General features: G+C 49.5%; 23 protein-coding genes. 12 read left to right on the top strand and 11 right to left on the bottom strand.

What is annotated here, in order from left to right; translation table 11 throughout:
* Window positions 1–43: 43 nt before the first annotated feature.
* The 4 genes from AAX04_RS06425 to AAX04_RS06410 all read right to left on the bottom strand — a co-directional run bounded on the left by AAX04_RS06425 (window position 44) and on the right by AAX04_RS06410 (window position 3,746).
* Window positions 44–1,108 carry an inositol-3-phosphate synthase gene (locus AAX04_RS06425; protein WP_066795757.1) on the bottom strand — a complete coding sequence of 355 codons (1,065 nt, stop codon included), beginning with the start codon at window positions 1,106–1,108 and terminating at the stop codon, window positions 44–46.
* A gap of 104 nt (window positions 1,109–1,212) precedes the next feature.
* On the bottom strand, window positions 1,213–2,304 hold the full coding sequence (locus AAX04_RS06420) for a Xaa-Pro peptidase family protein (RefSeq protein ID WP_066795755.1): 1,092 nt from the start codon (window positions 2,302–2,304) through the stop codon (window positions 1,213–1,215).
* Between the two features lie 118 nt (window positions 2,305–2,422).
* A complete protein-coding gene (locus AAX04_RS06415; protein WP_156519731.1) occupies window positions 2,423–2,977 on the bottom strand; it encodes a hypothetical protein in 555 nt (184 codons plus the stop codon).
* 1 nt (window position 2,978) lies between these two features.
* Window positions 2,979–3,746 (bottom strand): hypothetical protein, encoded by a 768-nt coding sequence (locus tag AAX04_RS06410; protein WP_066795750.1) that lies wholly within the window; start codon window positions 3,744–3,746, stop codon window positions 2,979–2,981.
* 522 nt (window positions 3,747–4,268) lie between these two features.
* Here AAX04_RS06410 and AAX04_RS06405 point away from each other — a divergent pair.
* The 4 genes from AAX04_RS06405 (at window position 4,269) to AAX04_RS06390 (ending at window position 8,800) form a co-directional block, all read left to right on the top strand.
* Window positions 4,269–6,662 carry a YncE family protein gene (locus AAX04_RS06405; protein ID WP_066795748.1) on the top strand — a complete coding sequence of 798 codons (2,394 nt, stop codon included), beginning with the start codon at window positions 4,269–4,271 and terminating at the stop codon, window positions 6,660–6,662.
* Window positions 6,663–6,927: 265 nt separating this feature from the next.
* Window positions 6,928–7,347 carry a zinc ribbon domain-containing protein gene (locus tag AAX04_RS06400; protein ID WP_162270119.1) on the top strand — a complete coding sequence of 140 codons (420 nt, stop codon included), beginning with the start codon at window positions 6,928–6,930 and terminating at the stop codon, window positions 7,345–7,347.
* A gap of 124 nt (window positions 7,348–7,471) precedes the next feature.
* Window positions 7,472–7,726, top strand: a complete 255-nt coding sequence (locus AAX04_RS06395; protein ID WP_066795742.1) for a FaeA/PapI family transcriptional regulator — start codon at window positions 7,472–7,474, stop codon at window positions 7,724–7,726.
* A gap of 114 nt (window positions 7,727–7,840) precedes the next feature.
* Complete coding sequence (locus AAX04_RS06390; RefSeq protein ID WP_238377819.1) at window positions 7,841–8,800, top strand: prephenate dehydratase domain-containing protein; 960 nt, start codon at window positions 7,841–7,843, stop codon at window positions 8,798–8,800.
* Between the two features lie 42 nt (window positions 8,801–8,842).
* Here the strand turns inward: AAX04_RS06390 and AAX04_RS06385 are convergent, their stop codons facing one another.
* Both AAX04_RS06385 and AAX04_RS06380 read right to left on the bottom strand, forming a co-directional pair.
* Entirely contained in the window at window positions 8,843–9,592 is a 750-nt protein-coding gene (locus AAX04_RS06385) for a thioredoxin family protein (protein ID WP_066795740.1), read from the bottom strand.
* 54 nt (window positions 9,593–9,646) lie between these two features.
* Entirely contained in the window at window positions 9,647–11,992 is a 2,346-nt protein-coding gene (locus AAX04_RS06380; protein WP_066795737.1) for a DNA-directed DNA polymerase, read from the bottom strand.
* Window positions 11,993–12,042: 50 nt separating this feature from the next.
* On the opposite strand from AAX04_RS06380, the gene AAX04_RS06375 reads away from it, so the two are divergent.
* Window positions 12,043–12,759: a nucleotidyltransferase family protein gene (locus AAX04_RS06375; protein ID WP_084761233.1), complete on the top strand. Its 717-nt coding sequence runs from the start codon at window positions 12,043–12,045 to the stop codon at window positions 12,757–12,759.
* On the opposite strand, the gene AAX04_RS06370 is transcribed toward AAX04_RS06375, so the two are convergent.
* Entirely contained in the window at window positions 12,753–12,998 is a 246-nt protein-coding gene (locus tag AAX04_RS06370; RefSeq protein WP_084761232.1) for a hypothetical protein, read from the bottom strand. The two genes, AAX04_RS06375 and AAX04_RS06370, sit on opposite strands and share 7 nt — an antisense overlap.
* Window positions 12,999–13,184: 186 nt before the next feature.
* Between AAX04_RS06370 and AAX04_RS06365 the strand changes: the two genes are divergently transcribed.
* The 4 genes from AAX04_RS06365 to AAX04_RS06350 all read left to right on the top strand — a co-directional run bounded on the left by AAX04_RS06365 (window position 13,185) and on the right by AAX04_RS06350 (window position 16,559).
* Window positions 13,185–13,781 (top strand): ECF transporter S component, encoded by a 597-nt coding sequence (locus AAX04_RS06365; RefSeq protein WP_066795736.1) that lies wholly within the window; start codon window positions 13,185–13,187, stop codon window positions 13,779–13,781.
* A complete protein-coding gene (locus tag AAX04_RS06360) occupies window positions 13,765–15,123 on the top strand; it encodes an ATP-binding cassette domain-containing protein (RefSeq protein WP_066795734.1) in 1,359 nt (452 codons plus the stop codon). The genes AAX04_RS06365 and AAX04_RS06360 overlap by 17 nt, the downstream gene beginning before the upstream one ends.
* On the top strand, window positions 15,098–15,811 hold the full coding sequence (locus tag AAX04_RS06355; protein WP_156519730.1) for a hypothetical protein: 714 nt from the start codon (window positions 15,098–15,100) through the stop codon (window positions 15,809–15,811). The genes AAX04_RS06360 and AAX04_RS06355 overlap by 26 nt, the downstream gene beginning before the upstream one ends.
* A gap of 121 nt (window positions 15,812–15,932) precedes the next feature.
* Window positions 15,933–16,559 carry a cysteine hydrolase family protein gene (locus tag AAX04_RS06350; protein ID WP_066795732.1) on the top strand — a complete coding sequence of 209 codons (627 nt, stop codon included), beginning with the start codon at window positions 15,933–15,935 and terminating at the stop codon, window positions 16,557–16,559.
* Here AAX04_RS06350 and AAX04_RS06345 read toward each other — a convergent pair.
* Window positions 16,556–17,092 carry an HD domain-containing protein gene (locus AAX04_RS06345; protein ID WP_156519729.1) on the bottom strand — a complete coding sequence of 179 codons (537 nt, stop codon included), beginning with the start codon at window positions 17,090–17,092 and terminating at the stop codon, window positions 16,556–16,558. The genes AAX04_RS06350 and AAX04_RS06345 overlap by 4 nt on opposite strands.
* Before the next feature lie 10 nt (window positions 17,093–17,102).
* Here AAX04_RS06345 and AAX04_RS06340 point away from each other — a divergent pair, with 10 nt between their 5' ends.
* Together AAX04_RS06340 and AAX04_RS06335 are read left to right on the top strand one after the other, a co-directional pair.
* On the top strand, window positions 17,103–17,936 hold the full coding sequence (locus AAX04_RS06340; protein ID WP_066795729.1) for an rRNA adenine N-6-methyltransferase family protein: 834 nt from the start codon (window positions 17,103–17,105) through the stop codon (window positions 17,934–17,936).
* A gap of 103 nt (window positions 17,937–18,039) precedes the next feature.
* On the top strand, window positions 18,040–18,591 hold the full coding sequence (locus tag AAX04_RS06335) for a hypothetical protein (RefSeq protein ID WP_066795727.1): 552 nt from the start codon (window positions 18,040–18,042) through the stop codon (window positions 18,589–18,591).
* Window positions 18,592–18,676: 85 nt separating this feature from the next.
* Here the strand turns inward: AAX04_RS06335 and AAX04_RS06330 are convergent, their stop codons facing one another.
* Window positions 18,677–20,206, bottom strand: a complete 1,530-nt coding sequence (locus tag AAX04_RS06330; protein ID WP_066795725.1) for a glycogen/starch/alpha-glucan phosphorylase — start codon at window positions 20,204–20,206, stop codon at window positions 18,677–18,679.
* Window positions 20,207–20,281: 75 nt separating this feature from the next.
* Window positions 20,282–21,262 carry a MarR family transcriptional regulator gene (locus AAX04_RS06325; RefSeq protein ID WP_066795723.1) on the bottom strand — a complete coding sequence of 327 codons (981 nt, stop codon included), beginning with the start codon at window positions 21,260–21,262 and terminating at the stop codon, window positions 20,282–20,284.
* A 62-nt stretch (window positions 21,263–21,324) separates the two neighbouring features.
* Between AAX04_RS06325 and AAX04_RS06320 the strand changes: the two genes are divergently transcribed.
* On the top strand, window positions 21,325–22,191 hold the full coding sequence (locus tag AAX04_RS06320) for a GNAT family N-acetyltransferase (RefSeq protein WP_084761231.1): 867 nt from the start codon (window positions 21,325–21,327) through the stop codon (window positions 22,189–22,191).
* On the opposite strand, the gene AAX04_RS06315 is transcribed toward AAX04_RS06320, so the two are convergent.
* Window positions 22,128–23,485 (bottom strand): zinc ribbon domain-containing protein (locus AAX04_RS06315; RefSeq protein WP_066795720.1); only part of this gene is annotated, 1,358 nt, incomplete at its 5' end. The genes AAX04_RS06320 and AAX04_RS06315 overlap by 64 nt on opposite strands.

Raw genomic sequence — 23,485 nt, 5'->3', positions numbered from 1 at the left:
TAAAGATTTCCTCATTGATCTAGAGGGCTAATTCACCATTACCCTAATTACTCCTCTTACCGTTAATGAATTCTATGACCCATTGGTAAGCCTCATCAGGTGGTGCATGTATTGGCGGGTTCTTGAAAGCCCATGCGGCGACACTGTAGACTGGGCCAGCTACACCCCTATCCAACGCAACCTTCATTAACCTAAGTACGTCAACCATGATTCCAGCGTTGTTCCATGGGTCATGAACCTCCAGGCTGACTTCAATCCTAACAGGAACCCCGGCAAACCCCTGTGCCTCAATAAACATGTGTGCCCTCTTCCTACCACCCAGGAAGCCCACGTGGGCTACGGGGGTTATGTATGTATCGAATTCCTGCCCCTCAACCATCCTCTTTATGGCAGTGGTCTTAGTCTTCTCCTTCTGGCCCTTCCTGTAGTTCAAGTTTAGGAAGTCTGGTGTGCCACCTACGTTGAGTTGGTAAGTCCCAATCACCTTAAGGCCTCTTAATGATAGGAGGTGCATTATAGTCTTGTGAAGTACAGTTGCCCCAAGTTGATTCTGAACATCATCGCCGAGCAGCGGTAAGCCAGCCTTAGTGAACATAGCTTGCCACTGCTCAGAGGTGGCTATCTGGGCTGGCATGGCGTTTACGAAACCCACCCCAGCCCTCAATGCAGCCTCTGCGTAAGCCTCCGAAGCCCTTTGTGCCCCTGTGGGTAGGTAGTTGATTAGTATGTCTGTGTTCGCTGACTCCAACTCCCTAACGACATCATCAACCTTAGCCTCAACCACAGGTATGTGCTTACCCACGAGCTCAGGGGCTATGCCGTCGAGTAGTGGGCCTGGTTTAACAACCACGTTAAGCCTATCTACGTCAATTACCTTAATGGCGTTGTTAGGGGGTGTGAATATGGCCTCCGACAGGTCCTTGCCAACCTTCCTAGCATCCACGTCGAAGGCGGCCACGAATTTTATGTCATCTATTGTGTAGCCGTTAACCTCCTTAAAGGCCACCCCAGTTGCATCACCAGTGGCCTTGTAGTACTGGACCCCTTGGACTAGGGCTGAGGCGCAGTTGCCGACACCAGCTATTGAAACCCTTATGTTACTCTTCATCACTTCGGTATATTAACGGCTGTTAATAAACTTTGCCATTTTAACAGGACAGCTGCTACACCCAAGGCCCATCATGACTATTTCAATTGCTAAACTACCTTAGGTCAAACGTATGCGTACTTATCCCTAGTAAGAACCTCGGCGCCGCCCTCAGTCACGAGCACCATGTTCTCAACCCTAATGCCACCCACACCCTTGATGTAAATCCCAGGCTCAATGGTAATGACGTTACCGGCTCTCAACACATCGCTGCTGCCTGGGCCCAGTAAAGGCTTCTCATGAACCTCCACTCCAACCCCATGGCCAAGGCTGTGTATGAAGCCCCATGGAAATCCATACTCGTTAATCACCCTCCTAGCCTCTGCATCGACATCGCTGGCCTTAACGCCCGGTTTAATGGCCCTTATGGCGCTCCTAGAGGCCTCAACCACAGCCTCATAAGCATCCTTAAGCTTACCCTCAATGCCCCCTGTGGTTAGGGTTCTTGTTACGTCGGCGCAGTACAACCTGTAGCGGGCGCCTATGTCTATGACTACTGTTTCACCCTCACCAATGATCCTGTCGCTGTGGGTGTGGTGGGGCTTGGCGCCGTTTGGACCTGAGCCCACTATTGGGTTGAAGGCTAACTCATCACCACCATGCCTAATCAACCCCTGGTATATGTAGGCCGCCACGTCCCTCTCCCTAATACCCACCAGCCTCATACCATACAGTTCATCCAGGACCTTGAGCGTTATGTCTATAGCCCCCTTAATTAGTTCAAACTCCTCAGGCAACTTAACGGACCTAATGCCCTGTATGTCGCCTGACGCGTTAATGGGCTTGGCATTAGCCGCGTTAAGCACCTTACCCACCAGTTGGTTATTGGGGTCATCAATCACTACGCCTGATCCCTGCCTAACCCAGGAGGAGACTAGCCTAGTTAACTCATCACTGCCGAATATGAAGTTACCCTCCACCGGCAGCTTATAGCCTGAGTAGGCTAGGACCTCGGCATCACCTCCAATCAACTCCATTGCCCTATCGTAATCCAGTAGGGGAACGACGACTTTAACCGTTGAGTCGTCTAGGTAGGCCAATATGCCATCCTCGTAACCCAGCAGGTAACCCATGTTCCTTGGGTTTGTTAGGATTAAAGCCGAGGCCTCCTTATCCCTAATTAAGCCCCTTAAGGCGTTTAACTTACCTCTAAGCATTACGCAGTGGTATGCTTAGTGTTTTAATTTGTTTTTCACAGCCCAGGTAGAGGAGGCCTTCGCCCTTTAGGGTGGGGAGCCGTAGGCCTAAACCTCCAAGTGGGTTTATTGCCCTGGTTCACTGGCCTTTTAGTAGTAGTGAGTAGGCTTGGAGCGCCTTCGCCAGTAGGTCTAAGTCCCTCTTGAGCCTTGCGTAGGTTTCCTCGCTTATCTGCCCATTGGCCTTAGCCTCCTCCAGGTTTTTGGTTAGTTTCTCAACGGCCTCCTGGGATATGGCTGATACGTCTATGGACCTGATCCAGTGGTTCATTAGTCCATTCTCCAATTCACCCAGCAGCGACTTGGCTTGGTCATACATTTTACTTAACTCCTCTATTGCGGTATTCAGTTCATTAACCAGTTTGCCATAGGACTCATCGTCCATTAGGCCTATCTCCCTCTTAACCTCAGCCTCCTCAACCTGCCTCCTCAAACCCTCTATACCTGCCTTAAGTTGGTTAACCCTGGATTCTATGAGCGGGTAGTCGCTGTCCCACTCCCTCTTAAGCTCATTAACAGCGTTCCTGTAGCCAACCCAAGCCTCATCAAGTCTCTTAACCCCCTCCCTGTAGTGGTTAAGCCTCTCCTCAAGGGCCTTCATCAACTCCTTGTAAACGTTTATGTACTCCTCCACGTTAACCACCCATCATGGTTAACTGCGCCTTAATCCTCTCATAAACCTCCTTACTAACCCTCCCAGTCCTGTAAAGCTCCTCAAGCTTAGCTAGGGATAGCTTGACCTTAGCCGCCTCAGTCCCCTCGGAGAGGACCCTCCTGTAGTGGGTTAGTATAGACTCCTGGATCCTGCCATAGGCCTCCCTCATCTCGTTAAGCTGCTGCGTTATGCTACTCAGCCTCTTCTCCACGTACTCCCTTGCCTTACCGTAGGAGGACTCGTCAATCATCCCAGCCTCCCTCCTGTACTCAAGCTCCTTAATGGACTCCTCCAGATTAGCCTTAATCCCCTCAAGGGATAGGAGGTACTGGTTCACCAAGTGTTCATTCTTATCCAACTCACCCTTAGCCGCCGTGGCCTTACCCTCATAACTCCTCCAAGCCTCATCAAGGTCCTTAACCCTACCCTGCATGGACTCCAGGATACCCCTCAACCTGTTTATGACCTCATCCTCAGGTTCACTTACGCTAACGCTAGCTGCCGCAGTGGCCGCCTGCTGGGTAACTGTAACGAGGGGCTTAACCTCAGTGGTGGCCGCTTGAGTCTGCTGAGCCTGAGGCACACCCTGCGTAACCTGACCCCTCTGCCTTCTAATGTAGTTTATGTAGAGGGGGCACGATGGGTAATCCATGAAGCAGTACCAAGCCTCAGGGTTAACACTACGGTCAACGGCACCACACACGTAACCTCCCTCAACCTTTTTGAGTAATGGACAAACAGCCCTCATTACACTTAAACAGACACCTTACGCTTATAAAAATTATGCTTAGAATTAATGACAAAAGAGCGACAAGCCCTACCTCTTCTAGGGGCCGGGTTTAGAATGAAGCATTTCCTCAACTCTTCAACTCATTGCATTAATAACCCCTGTTGCAGATGGGAGTGAAACCAACCCTTAAAGGGTAAGAGAGACTGACCTCCTCCCCACCCTAAAGGGCGAGACTTGCCACTCGTTTTGCCAGTTGCCGGCTGCGCAAATACTTGCCAATTTTTGGGCCGTTAAAGTAGTGGTAATCCTAATGCTGGGGTTACGCATGATATCGGTTGCTCATGGCACCTACTTGATTACTAGCCGTGGCTTAAAGTACCGAGTGACTGCCCTATCTTAGAGAGGTAGGGACACGTTAGGTTTAATGTTGGCTTCCCAGTGGGCGCTAATGAACAATTAAGGCTCTGAGGCGAATCCATGAGACCAGCCAAGGTATTCCAAAGAGTAATGCTTAAATATTCTAATTATACTCTAAGTGTAATGATTAGGGTATTATTGGTGGCCTTGGTGGCATGCGTGTGGTTACTCCCGATGGTAGCCATGGGTTTAACGGTGGAGTCGTTTACGCCTGTTAATGAAACTGCCCTAGGCTTAACCCAATACCTTGGGGTTAATTCAATTGTACTTGGGGTATACTCGAACCCTGTCATGAATTACCTCTACGTAACCTACCTCAGAGTTAACGCTACGGGTGGCCTATTGGTGCTTAGTAATGGTGAGGTGGTGGGTAATGTTAACCTGCCTAACTGCACCCTCCCATACATGGTCTCAGTGGATTACAGTGACAACATTGCCTACGTTTCATGCCCCCAGTCCAACCTCATCTACATTGTTAACGGTGAGTCCGCCTCAATAACCGGTGAGGTTGAGGTCTTCCTTAGCCCAATGTGGCTGTATTACGATAATTACACTGGGTTGCTGTATGCCATAGCCTCAGGTTCAGGTAAGTTCATGCAGTATAACCCGTTGAATGGGTCGCTCAGGTACTTCGAGGTGGCCTCAACCATAGGCAACCTGTGGCCGCCGGTCATAGTGATACCTAATGGAGCCCTCAACCTACTTTACGTAGTGTATAAGACCGGCTACGTCCTATACCTCAACTACACGACGCTTCAATTGTCTAGGGATTACTGCCTTAACTGCATTGTGGTTAACCTAAATTCAACACCACTATACGCCTACTACGACAGTGTCCGCAACATATTGTTCGTGTCAACTGAAGGCGGACTGTACGCCCTTGATGGGGTGACTGGGCGCATACTCTACAGTATTAATGGCTCATTCACGTGGCTAACGGCTAATGTAAACGAGGGCTTGCTCTACGCCCTAAGCGGTGACACAGTCTACGTCTACGTCTACACGAGGCATGAGCCATTTGAGGTTGGGTTAATTCACCTACCTGTCTCGGGCTCAACAATGGCGGTGATTGGTGACGTACTCTACGTCACGTTACCCATGCTGAACACTATTGATGAAATCACGTTCTACAAGTCCTCAAGTGGATTGTACCCACTTTACGTTTATGTTAACTCAACAGGCTACAACCTAACGTTAAGCGGCCCCCTGAGCATTAAGTTAAGTAGCCTCAGAGGTAATGTAACCCTAATGTTGCCGAACGGCATATATAACCTAACCGTGACACTACCCAAGGGTTACTATGCCCAGCCAAGTAGTGTGCAGTTTGCAATACACGATTCAACTGTTAAAGTGTACGTACCAGTTTACTCATCCTTCAAGTTAATCTTCATTGAGAACGGCCTAGCCCTAAACGATACATGGAGCGTGTGGGTCTATGGTTTAACCAGCTACGGCGGCCTATTCAACAGTTCAACAACAGCCCCAGCGGGGGAGCCTATAGTCTTTTACCTTGAACCTGGGTCATATAGGTTCGTGGTTAACCCAGTCTTCGGCTACTCCCCAACCCCAGTTACTGGGGTGGTTACGGTGTCATCTGCAGGTGAGTTAACCATACCCGTCAACTTCACGTTGGTAAACTACCCCGTCAACATAAACATTATCAACATGCCCAGTGGCTCAACGGTACAAGCCGTCTTAAGTGGGTTGACAATAGCTGGTGGTAAGGTTTACGAACAGTTGACCATAGTTACCTCACGCTACACGCTAATGCTCCCCGATGGTTCATATAACTTAACCGTTAAGGACGTTAACTACGGCTCATACGTCGGTGTCGCTGCACCAGTGAACAATAACTTAAGGTTTGCCGTGTGGGGTAGGGAGGAGAACGTCAGCCTAGCCCTAAGCATAAGCAATTACCCACTTAGGGTTAGTGAGACAGGGCTCCCAAGTGGGGTTAGGTGGGGCATCTACGTCAGCGGGACAATGTTCAATGGGACACAGTACATGTACTCAATACCATTAACGACTCCAAACGGCTCAGTGGTAATAATGGTCCCAGACGGCTCATACACCGTATCCCCAATGGCAACATACTTCAACGGCTACAACAACCCCTACGTAGGCTCAGCTAGGCGGGTTACGGTAAATGGAGCTGGCGTTAACGTGACACTGCCCTTCAATCCATCAACATACACACTCATAATTAGGGTTAACATGGTCCTTGGTTTAGGAAAGTACACCATTAAGGTAGTCGGCTATCAATTCAATGGCCAGCCATACACCTACACGCTAAGTACGAGCCAGGCACTGGCAGCGGTATCACTCGTGGACGGGTATTACCTGGTAACTGTAAGTGGCCCATACTACATAACCTCATACTCAACCAAGATAATGATCAATGGGGTAACGCCCGCACCCTTAAGCATCAGACTGATAGGCATACTACTAATCATAATAATCATAATTGCCGTTGGTGTCGCAGCAGTGTTTATGCTTAGGAGATACGGGTACCTGTGAGCTAGCCTACCCAAGGCTTAGCCTTAAAACAAATAAAGGTGCACACGGGAAGGCACACAACCCCTGGGCAGTGTGCATAGGTTATGATGAGAGACAACGTTCAAGTCTCGCCTTTTAGGGTGGTGTTTGTTGTTTCTTAGAGTTTGTTTGAAGTTTTGGTCTATTGGTCAGTATGTTTGCTTCTGGTTATGTTTTAATTCACCCTTTGCCTAGCTTTTCCTGGTGCCTGGGTTTGGTGCTTTTGGGAGGGGTTTTTCTTGCATTGGTGAGTTGGTGGGTTGATTACCTACCTTTTTCACTAACTCAGGCACGTTTTTGGTTCAGCAAGATCATTAATTGGCTTGGTGATGTGCTTGAGGAGTATGGCATTAAACTCAATGCAGTGAATGAATACGGTACTAGTAGGCAATGCTCAATATGCAGCATGAAGCATGAAAACGGTAGGGTCAAGAGGGGACTCTACGTATGCCAGGCAACTGGAATCAAAATCAATGCTGACTTAAACGCAGCAAGAAACATAGCAAAGAAAGCAAGCTACAACACTCCAATACCGAGTGAAGATACTCAGCTACACAGTAACAAGCAATGGCGTAAAACCATTAACCCCCAAAGAGGGGGCAACAACCAAAACCCCAACAGCGAAAAACCACCCAAAAGAACGGGAAGGGGGTCATACCAGGTCTGATTACCGGTGAGGAACATGCCTAGGCTGATTAGTTGCGCTAGTAATAGTAATATGTAAGTATTCCCAGTTATTATGCGTCCTTAGACAAGTTAAATTTTAAAATAACTCACGGGGATGTTAGATTATGCCTAGGAAGCAGACAAGCAAGATCCTTGAAAGGAAGGGTGACGTGTTGAAGTTGATAAGGGAGAGGGGGGAGGTGTCGACAAATGACCTAGTGAAGATGACTGGGCTGAGCCATAGCCAAGTCTTCTACATATTAAGGCTGCTGCAGAGGGATGGGGCCATAAGGGAGATTAAGAGGGGTAAGGTTGCCTACTGGAGACTTGTGAATCCAGAAGCTGAGACTGGTGAATCAAAGGGTGTTGACATGGTTTAATGTTAAATGGTAACATTACCACTAACTAGGGTTCACAATTAAACACCATGTTAATGCTTATTAACACCAGCCACAGGCCCAAACCGTGGATAAGTCGGAATTCTAAACAGGGTCATGGAACTGGCTAAGCAGGGTGAAAGGGTAATAGGTGAACTTAGGGAAACCCTAAGCCAAATGCCCCCAGACGTGGACCTACTGGACATTATAGGCAATGTAAGGGAACCAGCGGTGCTAAGCGTAATTAAGGAGTACGTCGGCAGGGGATTTAGGGTCGCCTACCTAGGCCCTGAGGGTACATTTAGCCACGAGGTTGCTCAACTACTCCTAAGCGGTGAAATGAAACCGGTTAGGAAAATCGAGGATATTGTTAAGGGTGTTTACAACGGCCAATTTGACTACGGTGTAATACCCATTGAGAATAACCTAGCCGGCATAGTTGGCGACTCCGTTGAGGCTCTGGTTAAGTGGGATGTCGGTATTAAGGCCTGCGTGGAGTATAGGGTGCCACTGTGCCTCGTGGTTAACAGTGACGTTGAGACACTCAGCGAGGTTAAGGAGGTTTACTCCCACCCCCACGCCCTAGAGGAGGCTAGGGGGTTCCTGGAGGGGCTTGGGGTGGTTATTAGGGAGACCTCATCAACGGCCGAAGCCCTAAACATGATCATTGGCCATAGGGATAGGGCGGCAGTGGCGTCTGAGCTTGGGGCCAGGTTAAGGGGTTTGAAGGCCATCACCTGCGGTATTGAGGATAAGCCAAACTTCACAAAGTTCCTCATAATCCAAAGGGGGCTGGGCAGCAGTGGCGATAGGACAATGGTGATTTTCTCAGTCCCCAATAAGCCAGGCTCACTGTACGCAGCCTTAGCACCCTTCGCCGAGGGTGGGCTTAACCTAACCATGATATACTCGAGGCCCAATAGGAGTGGGCCTTGGGAGTACGACTTCATACTTGAAGTTGAGTGCAGCCTTAACGATGAGAGGTGCATTGGGGCCGTTAGTAGGCTTAGGGTGAATGCAACGTACGTCAAGGTGCTGGGTAGCTACAGATACATTATGATTAGGGACAATGGCTGATGAACCTTAGCTTAGAAGTTATCTTTAACCTACCACTTACCCTCATTGGGCAGGTGGGTTAAAACCACTGTATGATAGTATCTTCTTGAGTAGGTCAGCCTCAGGTGGCACGCCAACGAACTCCACATCGCCCTGAGTCCCCTCATTCCTAATAACCACGGTTGGCACGGCGGTTACACCATACATGTCGGCTATGTCAGGCTCCTCATAGGCCTCCACAACAATGGACCTAACCTTACCCTTACTCTCAAAGGCGAACATGTTGGCCAGCAGCACTGCGTAGGGGCAGTATGGGCATGATGGGGTTACCACGGTCACAACCTCAACTGGCTTAACGTCGGAGTTAGCCATTGAGGATAGGGTCCCCCTAGTCCTAGCCCTTAGGCCAGTCTTACCTGTGGATATCCTCGTTATGGTCTCTATGAAAGCCCTAACCTCCTCACCAAGGGGTGCACCAAGGTACCTTATTATCCCACCATTTATGTGGATTATAGGCACCCTATTCTCCTCAACATCAGGGTTCGGGTTATTGCCCCCATTCTGGTCGAGCCTATGCTTATTAACTATCAACTTACCCTCAGGGGCTAGGCCGGCTAGCAGGTCTATGAGCTCCTCTGTTGGTATGCACCAGTTCGTGTCCCTACCTGCACAGTTACTGGTTGTGAATAGGTCGAATACCACTGGGTTAACCATCTGGGATAGCATGTCCCTTATTATGCCCTTAGTCTCCTCATCAACCTCTATATGAACCTCCTCAGGGCCTGTTGGCGGCGTTAAAGGAGTTGCTGACATTGCACTCAACGTGACACTGCACTTTTAAAAACCTTTCGCGTAAAAGTCCACCGATTAACCGAAGTAGTCAAGTATGCTCCTCCCAGTCTTACCGAGTAGTGTCGCCTCATTAACACCGAAGACCTCAAGTATCCTTAAGGCTGCCGGTACGACCTGCTTCTCAATGTAATAGTCCACGTCAATTTTCTTAACATCATCCACGAATATGTATGGGTAGGCCTTCTGGGTTAACTTATCGCCCCCATCCTTAACTATCACGAAGCCCACGGTATCCCCCTTACCAATCATGTACCCCTTCTCTATGAGTCTCTTAGCCACTATTACATGTGGCTGGAGTGCCTTATACTCATCCACGTCCTTATCAAGGGTTTTCCATATTATCACGTCGTCCAGGGTGAACCTGTAGTTCCTTAAGTCATCAATCACTGACCTAACGTACTTAACTGCCTCGTCAACGCTACTCCTAAGCACTAGTTCAGCCACCCTCTCCTGGACAGACCTAGCCAGTTCACTCCAATCACCCCTCACCGCCTCGAAGCCCACTATGTCGATGTCCCCATCAACCGTTAACCCAATGTACCTCTTCTTGGACTCGGTGAATATTAACTTGCTGTATATTTTATCTATCTTAACCTCGAAGCCCATCTTATTAATCTCACCCACAAGCTCATCGACCTTATCCTTATTGTAGGTTACGAATAGGCTATCCGTGTCACCGTATATTACGCTCAACCCCCTCTCCTTAGCCATGTTTATGGCTGTCTTAAGCAGGTGCCTACCCCAGGCAGTCACTGACTCAGCAACCTCCTTAATGTACCACCTAGCCCCAAGCCAACCGCAGTAGCCGTACATGGCGTTAGCCATTACCTTAAGCGCCCTCTGCCTCTCGTTAAGCAGAACCCACTCAGGCGAACCCTCAGGGTACTTACCCATCTCACTCTTAGCCTCCCTCCTGGCCTCAATCAACTCCTGGAGCAGCACCGTATAGAGGCCCCTAGGACTCTTCCTGAACCTGAACCCAACCTCAGGGGCTGTATAGTAGTCACCCTCAGCTCCATTGGTGATTAAAGTGTCAGGTGAGATATTGTACCTAAGCATTATGTTGGGATACATTGAGGAGAAGTCTATGACAGCAATGTTCCTGTGCACACCCGGCTTAGGCTCAAGGACAATAGCCCCCTTGTAGGTTTCATATGGCCTCTCAACCCTGTTGGGGGCTAATTCACCCATCTTATAGGCCTCGTGCATTATCATCCACTCGACCCTAGCCCCCACGCTGGCTGGGCCAACCTGATCCAGCGGTAAGCCGGACACCGAGGCGAGTTGCATGGCGTAGGGCAATAGCCTCCTACCTAACTCAAGGGTGCTCACCACATCATCCCTTGCGTACTTGACTAGTAAATCACGCTTACCCTCATCATCCCAGTACTGGTATATCCTATGGCCAGGTATGTTAACCCTCTCACTCCTCTTCATTATCCCAAAGTACTCGGCCACGTAGTCGAGGCTCTTCCTCTTTACATCAGTCATGTCCTCCACGAAGTTGTAGAGGTCAATGTGGGCCCTGCCTATTATTGACCAATGCCCGTAGACGCTCTGCTCCGGGGGTGTGCCGTACTTGGATAACTGAAGCTTGGTGTTAATGGCATTGGCCCTATTAACCAGGTAAGGCATGTCGAACTTGTTGGAATTGTAGCCGAATATTACATCAGGGTCCCATTCATCAACAATGGCGTTGAACTCGTTGAACATATCCCTCTCACCCCTGTACTTATCAAGGATCAGTAGCTTAACGTCACCCTTATGGCTGGCTAAGGCGATTACTATGACTGGGTCCCTCCTGGGGTCAGGTGTCCCCCTTGGGTTATACACCTCTATGTCAAGGGCCATGTAGCTTAACTTAGGCATCACCTCAATACTAAGCGACTTCGGGGGTTCCTCAGTGACGTAAACGCTGCTAACCCCACCCATTTTAACATCAGCAGGCTTAAGGTTGCTGAACATTAGCCAACCAGGCCTAACATCATTATCAATCATGTACCTTATGTAGAACCTAATGTCAGCCTCCAACACATCCTTAACGTGCTGGATAGACTTAACCCTATCCCTCAACTCCCTAACCTTATCAGGCACCGTCACAGTCACCTTAACGGCCTTAATGGGTTTACCAAACATCCTCCTATCCACCACCTCAGTCTTAACCACACCCTGCATCCTCCCAGCGACCTTAGCCACCTGCTCCTCAAACCCCTCCTCTGGGATTACATAGAAGTATGGCCTAAACCCCCTATCCAGGACCACCACCTTCCCCCCATCCTCATCAACCCCAAACATCCTAATCTCCGGTGAATTGCCAACTAACCCGTACGTAATGTCAACTAGGTAAATCCTCTTATCCACGCTACTTAAACACCGAGCCTCTTAATAACCCTTATCTAGGTGGGGTTCCAGTGGCTGTGCTCGGCGTAGTCTTGGCTGCCGGGAAAGGGGAGAGGTTGAGACCCCTAACCCTCTACGTGCCCAAGCCTCTAATGCCAATACCAGGCGGTAGATTAGCTATCCAAGACGCCATAGATAGGCTGCTCCCATTAAGGCCCACTAGGATTTACGTAGTGGCCCACTACATGGCCCATTTAATAAAGGACTCCGTTAACCACTTGAATAGGGCCTACGGTGGCTTACTTGAAACGGTAATCCACGATAGACTGCTTGGGACTGCGGGGCACTTGTACTTCCTCAACGGCATTGTTAACGATGATGACTTGGTGGTGGTGGAGAACGGTGATGTCATAGCTAAGGTTAACATGGCCGACGCTGTTAGTAGGCATGTGTCCAGGGGGCTTGACGTAACTGTGATAGGCTATAGGGCTGGGGTTCAGTTGAGGTATGGCGTACTTAACGTTAATGATGAGGGCTTGGTGAAGTCCTGGGTTGAGAAACCAACCATAAACGTCACCATATCCACAGGCAACTACATAATTAGGGGTAGGTTCATCAGGTTGCTTAAGGGTGAGTTCATGGACATGAACGATTACATTAACCTAATCATAAGGAGTGGGGGTAGGGTTGGGGTTTACCTGGCGGACAGTTTCATAGACATTGGCACCGTGGATGATTACCTAAGCCTCTGGTGCCGCAGTGGTGGTGCGGTGGCTGGGTCTCAGTGAGTTTTAATGTCCCTGCCGTTATTGACGGCTAGGGCACTCCTCTCATCCTCAAGGTACCACTCCAGTAAGTAATTGAACCTGTCCGCAAGGGTCCTGGCAGTCTCATAGGCGCTACGCCACCTCCTACTCACCATAATTATTCTCCAACCCACGTGGACGAGCTCAAGGTCGCTTAACCTACCCGTTACCAGTATCCTAGCCTCCCATGGGTTCATTAATACATAATAGTGCTTGCTCACAATACTCAAGTATTCTAAACCTTTTTAAACACTAACCTTAATAGTGTTCCTGAGTAGACTAAAAGTTTAAGTGACCTCCCCCTACACTGGACGTGGTTTTTACCTGAAACCTTAATAAACCACTAAACCTAAAGTTTGTCAGCATTAACGTAAGGTTTATAAGCCTATAAACCCCGGGTTTAACCAATGTCACTGCAGGTTACGTTGAGGAGGGCTGAGTCCATTAGGCTATCACTAACCTCCGTGATGTCTGCCCTATCAATAGCGTTATCGTTCATCCAGATACCATTCCCCCTGGCACCATTCCTCAAATACGACCTAGCGGGTATACCATTAATACTAACGGCGCTGCTTATAGGGCCCAAGTACGCCCTAATCGCCGACACAGTGTTGGCACTGGCGCTAATGCGTGGTGGTGACCCAATTGGCGCAGCCATGAAGTGGATTGCCGAGGCCTCAACACTCATACCAATGTACTACGCCTATAAGCTACTCAGGGGTAATGGCAACCTAAGACTGGCCTTCACAGCGTCGGCGGCAGTGGGTATTGCAGCTAGGGTTGGGTTAATGGTCCTAGCCAACTACCTAGTGGACCCCTGGTGGTTCCTAATAGCCCACTGGGTTAACACCTACAGTAAGGCACTGGCCTTAACCATGTACCTCCTACCATTCATAGCCCTCTTCAACCTAACCATAGCCCTAATCTACACCTCAATAACCTACCCAGCCTACTTAACAATAGCCAGGAGGTTTAGGTGGCTTGTGGATGCTGACGGTGAGTGACCTATGGGCCAGGTACAGCAGTGGGGGTTGGGTGCTCAGGGGCATCTCGCTAAGCCTTAAGAGCGGGGAGGTTGGGTTAATCATAGGGGATACTGGGTCGGGTAAAACAACCCTGGTTAGGGCGTTAAGTGGCGTACTAGGCCTAATGGGTGGCTCCAGTAGGGGCAGTATTAAGGTTGGGGGTATTGAGGTCAGTGGATTAAGCCCGAGGGATAGGGGCAGGTTGATTGGAGTCCTTTACCAGGACCCGGCAATACACTTCACATACCCCAGGGTTGACGAGGACCTTGAACTAACGGCTGCTAAACATGGATTAAGTGTGAGGGATCTCCTTAAGATGGCTGGCCTAAACCTAGACTTAAGGGGTAGGTTAGTGACCGAGTTATCAATGGGCCAACTCCAGAGGCTGGCAATAGCCAAGATAATGGCAGGCGGAGCCAGGGTCATTGTAATGGATGAACCACTAGCCCACCTGGACGTTGAGACAGTGGAGAGGTTAATGGATGTGGTTAGGGTGTTTAAGGGGAGCGGCGGCTCTGTTCTAATGCTTGAGCACAGGTACGAGCAAGTATTGGGCTTAGTGGATAGGGTATTCCAGTTAAGTGATGGCAAGCTAATTGAGGTGGATAAGGCTCAGTTAACCAGGTTAAACAATCACGGCTTAACCCTGAGCACCGTTAATTATAACGCTAATGCCCAGGGTTGGCTTAGGCTGAGCGATGTTTGGTTTAAGTATGATGATGAGTACGTGCTTAGGGGTATTAACTTAACGGCATCGTCAAACAGGGTCATCATCATGGGGCCTAACGGTGGAGGCAAGTCAACGCTACTAAGGCTAATACTGGGGGTGGTTAAACCCAGTAGGGGCAGGGTTCACGTAGACGACCCACGCCCGGCCCTTTACATACCCCAGGACGTAAACACGGTGGCCTCCATGTCCGACACCGTGGGTGGTCTTTACATGGAGTTGGCTGAGGCTGCAGGTAAGGTAGCTAACCTTGAGCTGCTTAGGCGTGAATTGAAGAGCCTTGAGTTAAACATTAACGTTGATGATGACCCAATGCACCTATCCGAGGGTCAGAAGAGGCTACTGCTGCTAGCCATAGCCAGGTTGGTTAGGCCAAGGCTACTGGTTATGGATGAACCCACCTCCGGCCTTTCAGCTAGGTATAGGGTTGAGTTGGCTAGGTTCATTAATGAGGCAAACCTAAGGGTGATTATGGCTACCCAGGACCTCCACTTCGCAGCCCTCATCAACAACCCTGAGGCCTATTACCTGAGGGGTTGGGATGGGTACGTGGCTGAGGTGGGGATAAGTGGGGGTAACCTACAGGTGGGTTAAACCCGTGGTTAAGGGGGCTAGGGGCCCTCTAAGTCATATGTCCATTGTCGGTAAGGTGATGGTGGCTGCCTCACTAGCACCATACCTAGCATCCTACTGGTTCATGAACCTGGGTGAACTAGTGATGGTTACGTTGATAGGGCTGGCCCTATCCCTAGCCTACCTAGCCTCGATAGGCGACTTAACCAGTAGGTTAAGACCACTGTCCCTGGTGTGGGTTTTATCGGAGGCCACGGGGTTGCTGGTGATGCTGTTGAGCGGCATCAACCTCACCACGGCCTTAGTCAAGGCCACAATCTTATCAACACTAGTCCTAATTTTCATGTCCGGCGTTGTGGCTTCCTTAGCCCTCCTTAGGCTTAGCGAGTTAAGGTACGTAATGCGCCTAATGGGCCTAGGGGCCCTTGGTGACTCAATCGTGTTAGCCCTAAGGTACCTACTGAACGCCTCAATGGCCCTCGACGAGGCTTTAACCGTGCTTAGGTCGCTGGGTAGGGTTAAGCCAAGGCCCCTGGTCAACTCACTGGTGGTGAGTGGGGTGGGTTACTCCATAAACCTAGCCCAGTACATAGAGTACTACGGCATCCCCGACGCTAAGCCCAGGTTAAGGTTAAGCCGGCTTGATGCATTACCACTGGTACCGCTGCTCATCTACGTCGTAATCCTACTTGCAGCCACCCACCCCTAAGCCAAACCCTCGATGCCGTGTGGGTGCAGTTTTTGCACGCCAGTTAAGGTGGAGGCGTGTTCAGGGCCATGCAGGTGGATGCTGCAGAGGTTTTATGAAGGGGGCTTGCCTCCCCTAACCCATGAGGATTAAGGAGGTTGTGGAAACCCCGGAGATTGAGGTTAAGGAGAGGGTTACCTTGGATCCATCCAGGACGGCTGTGGTTGTCGTGGATATGCAGAACGACTTCGTTAGGAGGAATGGCAGGCTTTACGTACCCGACGCCGAGAAGACCATTGAACCAATACTTAGGCTTCTAAAGAAGGCTAGGGAGGCTGGGGCTAGGGTTATCTACACCCAGGACTGGCACTTCAAGGATGACCCAGAGTTCAGGATTTGGGGTGAGCACTGCGTGGCTGATACTTGGGGCGCGGAGGTTGTTGAGGAGCTTAAGCCCCAGCCTAATGATGTTGTGGTTAGGAAGAGGAGGTACGACGCCTTCTTCGGCACAGACCTTGATTACGTGCTTAGGCACGTCGTTAAGGCTGATATCTTAGTCATAACGGGCACCGTGGCTAACATATGCGTGCTCCACACTGCCGGTAGCGCTGCGTTGAACTGGTACAGGGTCATCGTCCCCATTGACGCCGTATCAGCCCTGAACAGGTTTGACTACCTGGCGGCTTTAAGGCAGGTAAGCTTCCTCTACCGCGGCGACTTAACCACCGTGGAGGGCATTACCTTTGAGGGTGTTAAGACCGTTTCCTAGTAATCCCCGCAGTCGGCCAGGTACCCCTCAATCAAGCCACTCAACTCGCTATTCCCCAACCTACCCAGTAACTCCTTAACCTCGTTTAAGTAATTCTTAACTAAATCAGCCGCGTCATACCCCTGCTTGGCGTACTGGCATGCTCTGATTAACGTAGCCAACTTGTCGCTTACGGCCACCACTAGGGCTTCCCGGCTGCTTAACCCTGCGTATTCGCTGAACTCCTCCCCAAACCCAAGCTCGCTGAGTACACTCATCTCAAGCACCCTCCAGTTGCCTAACCCAACCCTATCCCTAACAGCCCTCGACGCATTACCAAGGGCTGACTCGGCTGCATCGTGTATTAGGGCCAGTAGGGCTGCCTTACCTGCATCAAGCCCCATTTCCTTAGCCAACGAGGCCGCTATGTAGGATACCAGCAATGTGTGCTCAGCAACGGTTTCAGGGTCCCTAACCCCAGCGTTAACCCAACCTATCCTAGGTATTCCCATTAACGAATCCACCAGCTTTAAAAGCCTCCATGGATTAGTCACAATAGGCTCTGTGCTGGGTGTTAATGACCTTTACGCCGCTGATAAGTGGACGCTAATTAGGCTGGCTAAGGCAGCCGGGAGACTTGGGGTTAGGGTTGGGGGTGACGTGCACTTCATGGTTGACCCAGCTTACCTCAACCAAGTGGCCAGTTTAACCAGCGGCGATGATGTGTTTGAGGTGGGCTTTGGGTTATGCTACCTAACCAATTACTTAACCAGGTACGCCAGGAGGGTCTCCGCATGCGACGTGAACCCCACCATGGTTAAGGTCGTCAGGACCCTTGGGTTAATGCCCATTTATGCTGACCTATTCATATGCGATGCCTTAACATACACCCCACCCCCAGGCTTAACAGTGGTTTCAAACATCCCATACAGCATCACATCACCACTACTACTGAGGATGCTCACCAGCTACGGCGCCAGAAGGATAATAGTAACCCTCCAGAGGGAGGTTGCCAAGAGGCTTACAGCTAAGCCTAGTTCGAGGGATTACGGTAGGCTCTCCGTTATTGCACAATGCCTAAGTTCAATAAGGGTTATTAGGGATATTCCACCCTGGGCCTTCTGGCCCAGGCCAAGGGTCTACTCAACCATAGTTGAATTAACCCCACTACTCAAACCCTGTGGTGATGTTAAGGTACTTGAATCATTAACCGGTAAAATATTTACTCAACCTAATAGGAGGGTAGTCAAGGTTCTTAGGCACTTCTACGGGTTAAGTGAATCCAATGTGCCGAGGCACCTGCTTAATAAGAGGGTTAGGGACCTGGCAGCTGGGGATGTTATAGAGTTGGCTAAAATCCTGGTTGATATGGGTGTAATCGGTAATAACACATCCTAGATTATATATGGTATGTAGGTACTACGGTTAACCTACATATTTAACATGTGCTTTTTCTGCATCCCCCACACATCTTTAATTCCCCTTGTGAAATACACTACCTATGGAAAAATCAGTTAACATAATACTTATGAGTGATAGGGAACTTGATGAAATTTTAGCCGACCTAGCCTACATTAACAGGGCTATTAAGGGGGATAAGACACCTCCAGTCTACCGCAGGTTGAGGAAGCTCAAGAAGATGGGTATATTAACCGTGGATAAGGGCAGCATCAGGTTAACCACCAACCCGCTGCTAGCCGCCTCATTTGAGGTTAAGGACTGCACGATATCGATTAAGGACTTCGCCCTACTGCATCAAAATGGGGAACTCTACGTGGTATCGTCAATATGCGGCTCAATATGTGAAAGATGCCCCAGGCTTCAGGTCTGTTCGCAAACATTGAGAAACGTATTCAGTGAATTGGGTATATGCGTGGCGAGGGGGTTAACGCCTGTCGAGGTGGTTAGGTTCACCATTAATGAGTGTCTAAGTGGGTCAAGGCTAATTAAGCTAACCGTGAACTTAAGGTACCATAACCATAAACAGAGCGATAAGGGGAAGTACATCATAGTGAATAATGGTAAAAACAAGAATAACCATAAGGCACCCTAACAGGTATAATGCATTCTAACCCAAGGCCATGCAGGGCTCCAGCAGCTGGAGTCAATGGAATTAAAGGACACTTAATGAGGGGCCTTTAGAATTTGTAATACTGTTTGAGTACTCCCACTATATCGGCTTTATTCATGAACGTGTTCACTGCGTTTACTGCAACTTTCCAATACTCATCACGGTTATTGTAATACAGTTGAATTATCTGGTTGAGTTTGTACGAGAACTCGGCGTACTCCTTTTCATTAATATCATTGGCCCTTGGGTCACTACCAATGTCGATGAGGCACCTCTCGTCAATTCCAAACAACCAACCGTTCACGCCATCCATGATTAGCTCGGGTACGGCTCCATCCCTTGACGATAATGTCGGTGCGCCGTTCATGGATGTCTTCATGAATGATGTGCCGCTGGCCTCCCAACCTGGGAATGGTGTGAACAGCATTAACCTAATCCTAGGCAGTACGAACTTGGCCACGCCCACATCGTAGTCAGGTATGTAAACGACATTACTGTACCTATTGGCTAACTCCCTGAACCTCCTCATCATAGCCAACCCCCACTCATCGTATGGATGTGTCTTACCCCCAAGCACGAAGACAATGCCATCCCTCTGGGGGTTCTCCTCAATGAACCTCGCCACGAAGTCCGGTCTCTTATACCTGGTCAGCCTCCTGATCCAGGCGATGGTTATTGAGTCCCCTATCCTCAAGCCAGGCTTGTACCTTGATAGGTATGATTCAAGCTCCTTAGCCATCTCCTGCTTAATGCTGGCCAAACCCTCAACGGTTAGTTTACCCTCGTTGAAGGCCTTAAGCACCCTACCATCAACCCACCTGGCTGAGTCAACCCCGTTCGTTATTGCCCTAACCTTATGCATGTGGTGTGGGATGACCCTTGAAACCACGTCCCTCATCTTCCTTGATACCACAATAACCTCACCGCTCATGGACAGGCCCAGCTCGGTCAGTATCACTGGGTCCTCGAAGAACCTGTATCCGAACTCCCTCCTGAATAATTCAGCTGGGAATGATGGATGGCCCCATGGGCCAGGTGTGTGTATTATCATCCTGTATTTCTGAGGTGGTAGTGGGAGGACTAGGGGTAACATTGCGGTGTAGGCCTCCTGAAGGTCAATGACGTCTACATTCCTCAAACCAACCCTAGCCCTAATGTACTCGGCAGCCCCCTTAGCAAGTAGTACGTACTTGTAGAATTTACTCTCAAGGTCATTCTCAATGTACAGCCTATCCACCAGTTCATAGGCCCACCTAGGCGACTGGGGGCTTAGGAAAACAACCCTGGCGTTGTTGAGTCTGTACTCAAGAATCTTAACGTAAACCTCAGTATCCTTCATGACCACCCTTAGATACCCCGATGGAGTCAACTTACTCATGAACGACCTAGGCTGCCTCTGCGGCATTGGGACAGGGTTATTATCATTACTGAACACGTAGTCAACGTAGCCATTATTGTAGAGTAGCGTTATGACCACGTAGGGCTTATTTAACCTAGCCATGGCGTAGAACTTATCAGCCTCAAGCACACCTAACCCACCGGCGTAAGTGTATCCATCATCCAACCCTATCTCCGGGGTTACACTTACTATGACCACACCTACGCCAAGGGGTGTGGTTATTAAGTCTTTTTCTTAACGCACCCTGCAGTTTTAACTGATGATACAAGTATATTATTTTATGTCTAACTTTGTGCCACTGCTAATGGCGTAGACAACAAGCCTACTACTACCCCTCGGCACCACTAGCCTATTAACCAAACCCCTCTTAACCAGTAGCCTAAGTGACGCCCTAACTGTCCTTTGCGGTATCAGCGTCTTCTCAATAATCTCCTTAGGCGTTAACGGACCCTCATACTCAAGAACCTTGAGTATGAGCTTAGCGCTTGGGGGTAGGTCACTAACTAGGGATTCTATAATCCTCCTGTAACGGTCCAGTGCAGTTGCTAACGATAACCTAACCAGTTTGATATCAGGCCCCTTAACCACAGTCACCTTACTGGAGCCTACCCCCCTCCTTACTAGGCCGTCGGCGATAATCTCTATCCTACTCCTCGACAGTAAATCATTTATGACTATCCTTGACTCATCTGGAACGACCAAGGGGACCCTGGCTATGTTTGTTGAGTTAATGGGAACAACCTCAAATGCCCTCAAACCAGCATACACCAGCACACCACCAGCGCTTAGGGCGTAGGCTGTTGAACCCATGGGTGTGGCTATTATCAAGCCGTCGGCGCTGTCCCTCCAGACAAACTCATTGTTAATCATGAGGGTGTACTCCATCAAAGTGGCACTCCTTACTGGGGCAATGACAATGTCATTGACGGCTATGAAGCCTTGACCCGTGGTTAAGGTTGGTATGGACTCAAGCATATAATTACCCCTCCTTAGGCCAGTTATTAACTCACTGAAGCTCGCGACGTCAACTGTGTTAAGGTAACCGGCACCGTAACCAATGGTCACTATGGGTTTGTCTAAACCAGCCAACTTATGTAGAGCGCTTAGGATGAACCTATCAGTGCCGAGGACGCCGATAAAGTCGTAGCCCGACGCCGTAAACCCATTAGCTGTTATTGGGTAAACATCGACACCACTGAACCTACCCAGCTCCCTGGGCAATGCACCATCCTTAGTGAATATGGCAATCTTCATGACGACTCGGGCTATAGGTGAAAGCTGCTTTTTATTAAGCTTTAAATATAAGAATATGGCTAATGCACAGAGGTACTCACCACCCATTAATGATGATTAATGGTGAATTGACCGTGGTGCTGCGTACCCACAGCAACCTAGACATGGACTTGATTAGATTGATTAAGAGACACTACATAGCTAACCCACTCACTTACGTTTACCTATTCTACGACTTAATGTACTACCCTGAGGTAACGGAATTCTACCTAAACATAAACGGCAGTGACATTACAGGCTTCGTGCTAATTTGGCACGCCGCATGGGGACCGAGGCGTGGGTGCTCGTCAGTGCACATATACGGCTCGGTGGATGGAGTCGAGGGATTGATACCCACTGATGAATGCCTGGAGGTGCATATGGTGGCTAGCAGTGAGATTACGGGTGCTGTGATCAAAAGGCTGGGTGAAATGGGTCCGGTTAAGCATAGGCGCTTCTTAACGATGGCCTGTTGGGGCTCTGTGTTCAGGGATTACAGGAACCCGCTGATAGGGGTGAGGAGACTCAGCATTGATGACGCCGTTGACCTGGCTAGGGTTAAGGCCGAGCAGGGTACACCACTGAACCCAGGTGAGGTCATACTAAGGCTCGCATCACCCCACTGGCACTACTACGGCGCCTTTGTAAACGGTGAATTAGCCTCCATAGCCACCACGTACTTGAAGCTACCTGAGGTTTGGGTTATCGGGGACGTTTACACTAGGGCTAGGTATAGGGGCATTGGTGCAGGTAAGGCAGTTACCGCCGCCGTGACTAGGGACGCCTTAACCAGCGGTGCAATGGCCATGTTACACGTGGATGAGGATAATGAACCGGCCGTGAGGGTTTACAGGAGGATTGGGTACAGGGTTGTGCGGGTTGAGGACTGGCTGGCCTCCTCCCCGTTCTGAGGGGTGGTTGTTGCCTTGGGGTGGGGTGGTGTCCTCGCCCAGTCTTCATTGGCTCCTCTGGCTGGGTTCATGGGAGTGCCCCGGGTCAGCATTGCGGGGCTTCTCTCTAGGCTGGCCCTTGTGTTCCTCATGATGCGTTGTAGGAGGATTACGATTCCGTATGGAACAAGCGGATTGTGTCTGTCCTCATACTCTCCCCAATCCATCCTTTTCCTCAAACCCCACCACACGCCTTTTGTCCATGCTTCTAGCGTTGTTTTCCACATCATATTCATCACGGATGCATAATCCCTATCTACGTAATGCCCGAGTGGGCATTTTAGGATGTGCCAGTCATCTGTTCCCTCAAGCCTCGTAAAATGAATTGGACACACTCTACTGTTCCTGTACGCCGATACGTGGAATATCCTCGAACCCCTCTCCAATGCCTTGTCTTCGATAGCCTCCTCAATACTCTTGAACGGCGTTTGCTTTATGCGATGCCTCACCTCGTCCTTCCCAATCCCATTAATCATCGATTCCTGCGGATTATCTCCCAACTCCTCTGTTATAATTATCGTCGGTGTTTTTGTTAGTTCGTTAGCCACATGCCTAACCCTACCAACCTTCCTATCCTTCTCCCTAAGTCTCCTCACTTGCTTCCTAAACTCCCTAGTGCTTGTCACACCCACATACTTGCCATTCGGTAATGCGTACAGTGGCTTGAGCCTCTCGGTAATTGCATTCCTAATCGCCTCATACCTCCTGGCTAGCTTGCCGAAATCAGTCCTAATCATGTAGAGTTCAGGCGTTACGTATTGCCTATTCCAATCAGTCACCTTGCTCACAGTGGTTTTAATGTCGATCTTGCCCACTGCAACAGTGTTCTCATTAATATCGAATGCAACGACTGATTGTGGTTTTTCCTCCCTGGGCTTAAGCTCGAAGATGAATACGGCATACCACCTATTCAACCTACGCTTAACAATCAACGTCCTAGCAAGCTCAGCCTCTCCTCTCAGTACCCTCCACCAGTAAAGCCAGAAACGCTTATGTGGCTTTATCCAAACCTCCCTCCTCCCACCAAGTAGAGATAGCTCAACCCTAACCGGGACTATGGAGCGGATAAATTGCTCATAACTCCATGCCTTCTCCGTAAACCTAATCGAGACGCTCCTAACCTCAGGGTAGGGCTTGCTCACCAAGCTCCTCATTCCCCTTTTAACGAATGATTCCGCAACCTCAGAGGCTTGCCTAATCGCCTGGATTACTAAGTGAGCATGCAAGCCCGGATACTCCTGCCTATACTTACGGT

This window comes from Caldivirga sp. MU80, assembly GCF_001663375.1.
In the GTDB taxonomy this organism is placed as follows: domain Archaea; phylum Thermoproteota; class Thermoprotei; order Thermoproteales; family Thermocladiaceae; genus Caldivirga.
The sequence above is the reverse complement of the archived record's forward strand: the minus strand, read 5'-3'. Positions and strand labels throughout refer to the sequence as shown.

What these genes read in the sequence shown, in the direction of transcription:
- AAX04_RS06385 (WP_066795740.1), bottom strand. Translation starts at nt 9,592, where the DNA reads ATGTCAGCAACTCCTTTAACGCCGCCAACAGGCCCTGAGGAGGTTCAT.
- AAX04_RS06325 (WP_066795723.1), bottom strand. Translation starts at nt 21,262, where the DNA reads ATGAAGATTGCCATATTCACTAAGGATGGTGCATTGCCCAGGGAGCTG.
- AAX04_RS06350 (WP_066795732.1), top strand. Translation starts at nt 15,933, where the DNA reads ATGAGGATTAAGGAGGTTGTGGAAACCCCGGAGATTGAGGTTAAGGAG.
- AAX04_RS06405 (WP_066795748.1), top strand. Translation starts at nt 4,269, where the DNA reads ATGATTAGGGTATTATTGGTGGCCTTGGTGGCATGCGTGTGGTTACTC.
- AAX04_RS06425 (WP_066795757.1), bottom strand. Translation starts at nt 1,108, where the DNA reads ATGAAGAGTAACATAAGGGTTTCAATAGCTGGTGTCGGCAACTGCGCC.
- AAX04_RS06395 (WP_066795742.1), top strand. Translation starts at nt 7,472, where the DNA reads ATGCCTAGGAAGCAGACAAGCAAGATCCTTGAAAGGAAGGGTGACGTG.
- AAX04_RS06335 (WP_066795727.1), top strand. Translation starts at nt 18,040, where the DNA reads ATGGAAAAATCAGTTAACATAATACTTATGAGTGATAGGGAACTTGAT.
- AAX04_RS06420 (WP_066795755.1), bottom strand. Translation starts at nt 2,304, where the DNA reads ATGCTTAGAGGTAAGTTAAACGCCTTAAGGGGCTTAATTAGGGATAAG.
- AAX04_RS06390 (WP_238377819.1), top strand. Translation starts at nt 7,841, where the DNA reads ATGGAACTGGCTAAGCAGGGTGAAAGGGTAATAGGTGAACTTAGGGAA.
- AAX04_RS06410 (WP_066795750.1), bottom strand. Translation starts at nt 3,746, where the DNA reads ATGAGGGCTGTTTGTCCATTACTCAAAAAGGTTGAGGGAGGTTACGTG.
- AAX04_RS06360 (WP_066795734.1), top strand. Translation starts at nt 13,765, where the DNA reads ATGCTGACGGTGAGTGACCTATGGGCCAGGTACAGCAGTGGGGGTTGG.
- AAX04_RS06320 (WP_084761231.1), top strand. Translation starts at nt 21,325, where the DNA reads ATGCACAGAGGTACTCACCACCCATTAATGATGATTAATGGTGAATTG.
- AAX04_RS06365 (WP_066795736.1), top strand. Translation starts at nt 13,185, where the DNA reads ATGTCACTGCAGGTTACGTTGAGGAGGGCTGAGTCCATTAGGCTATCA.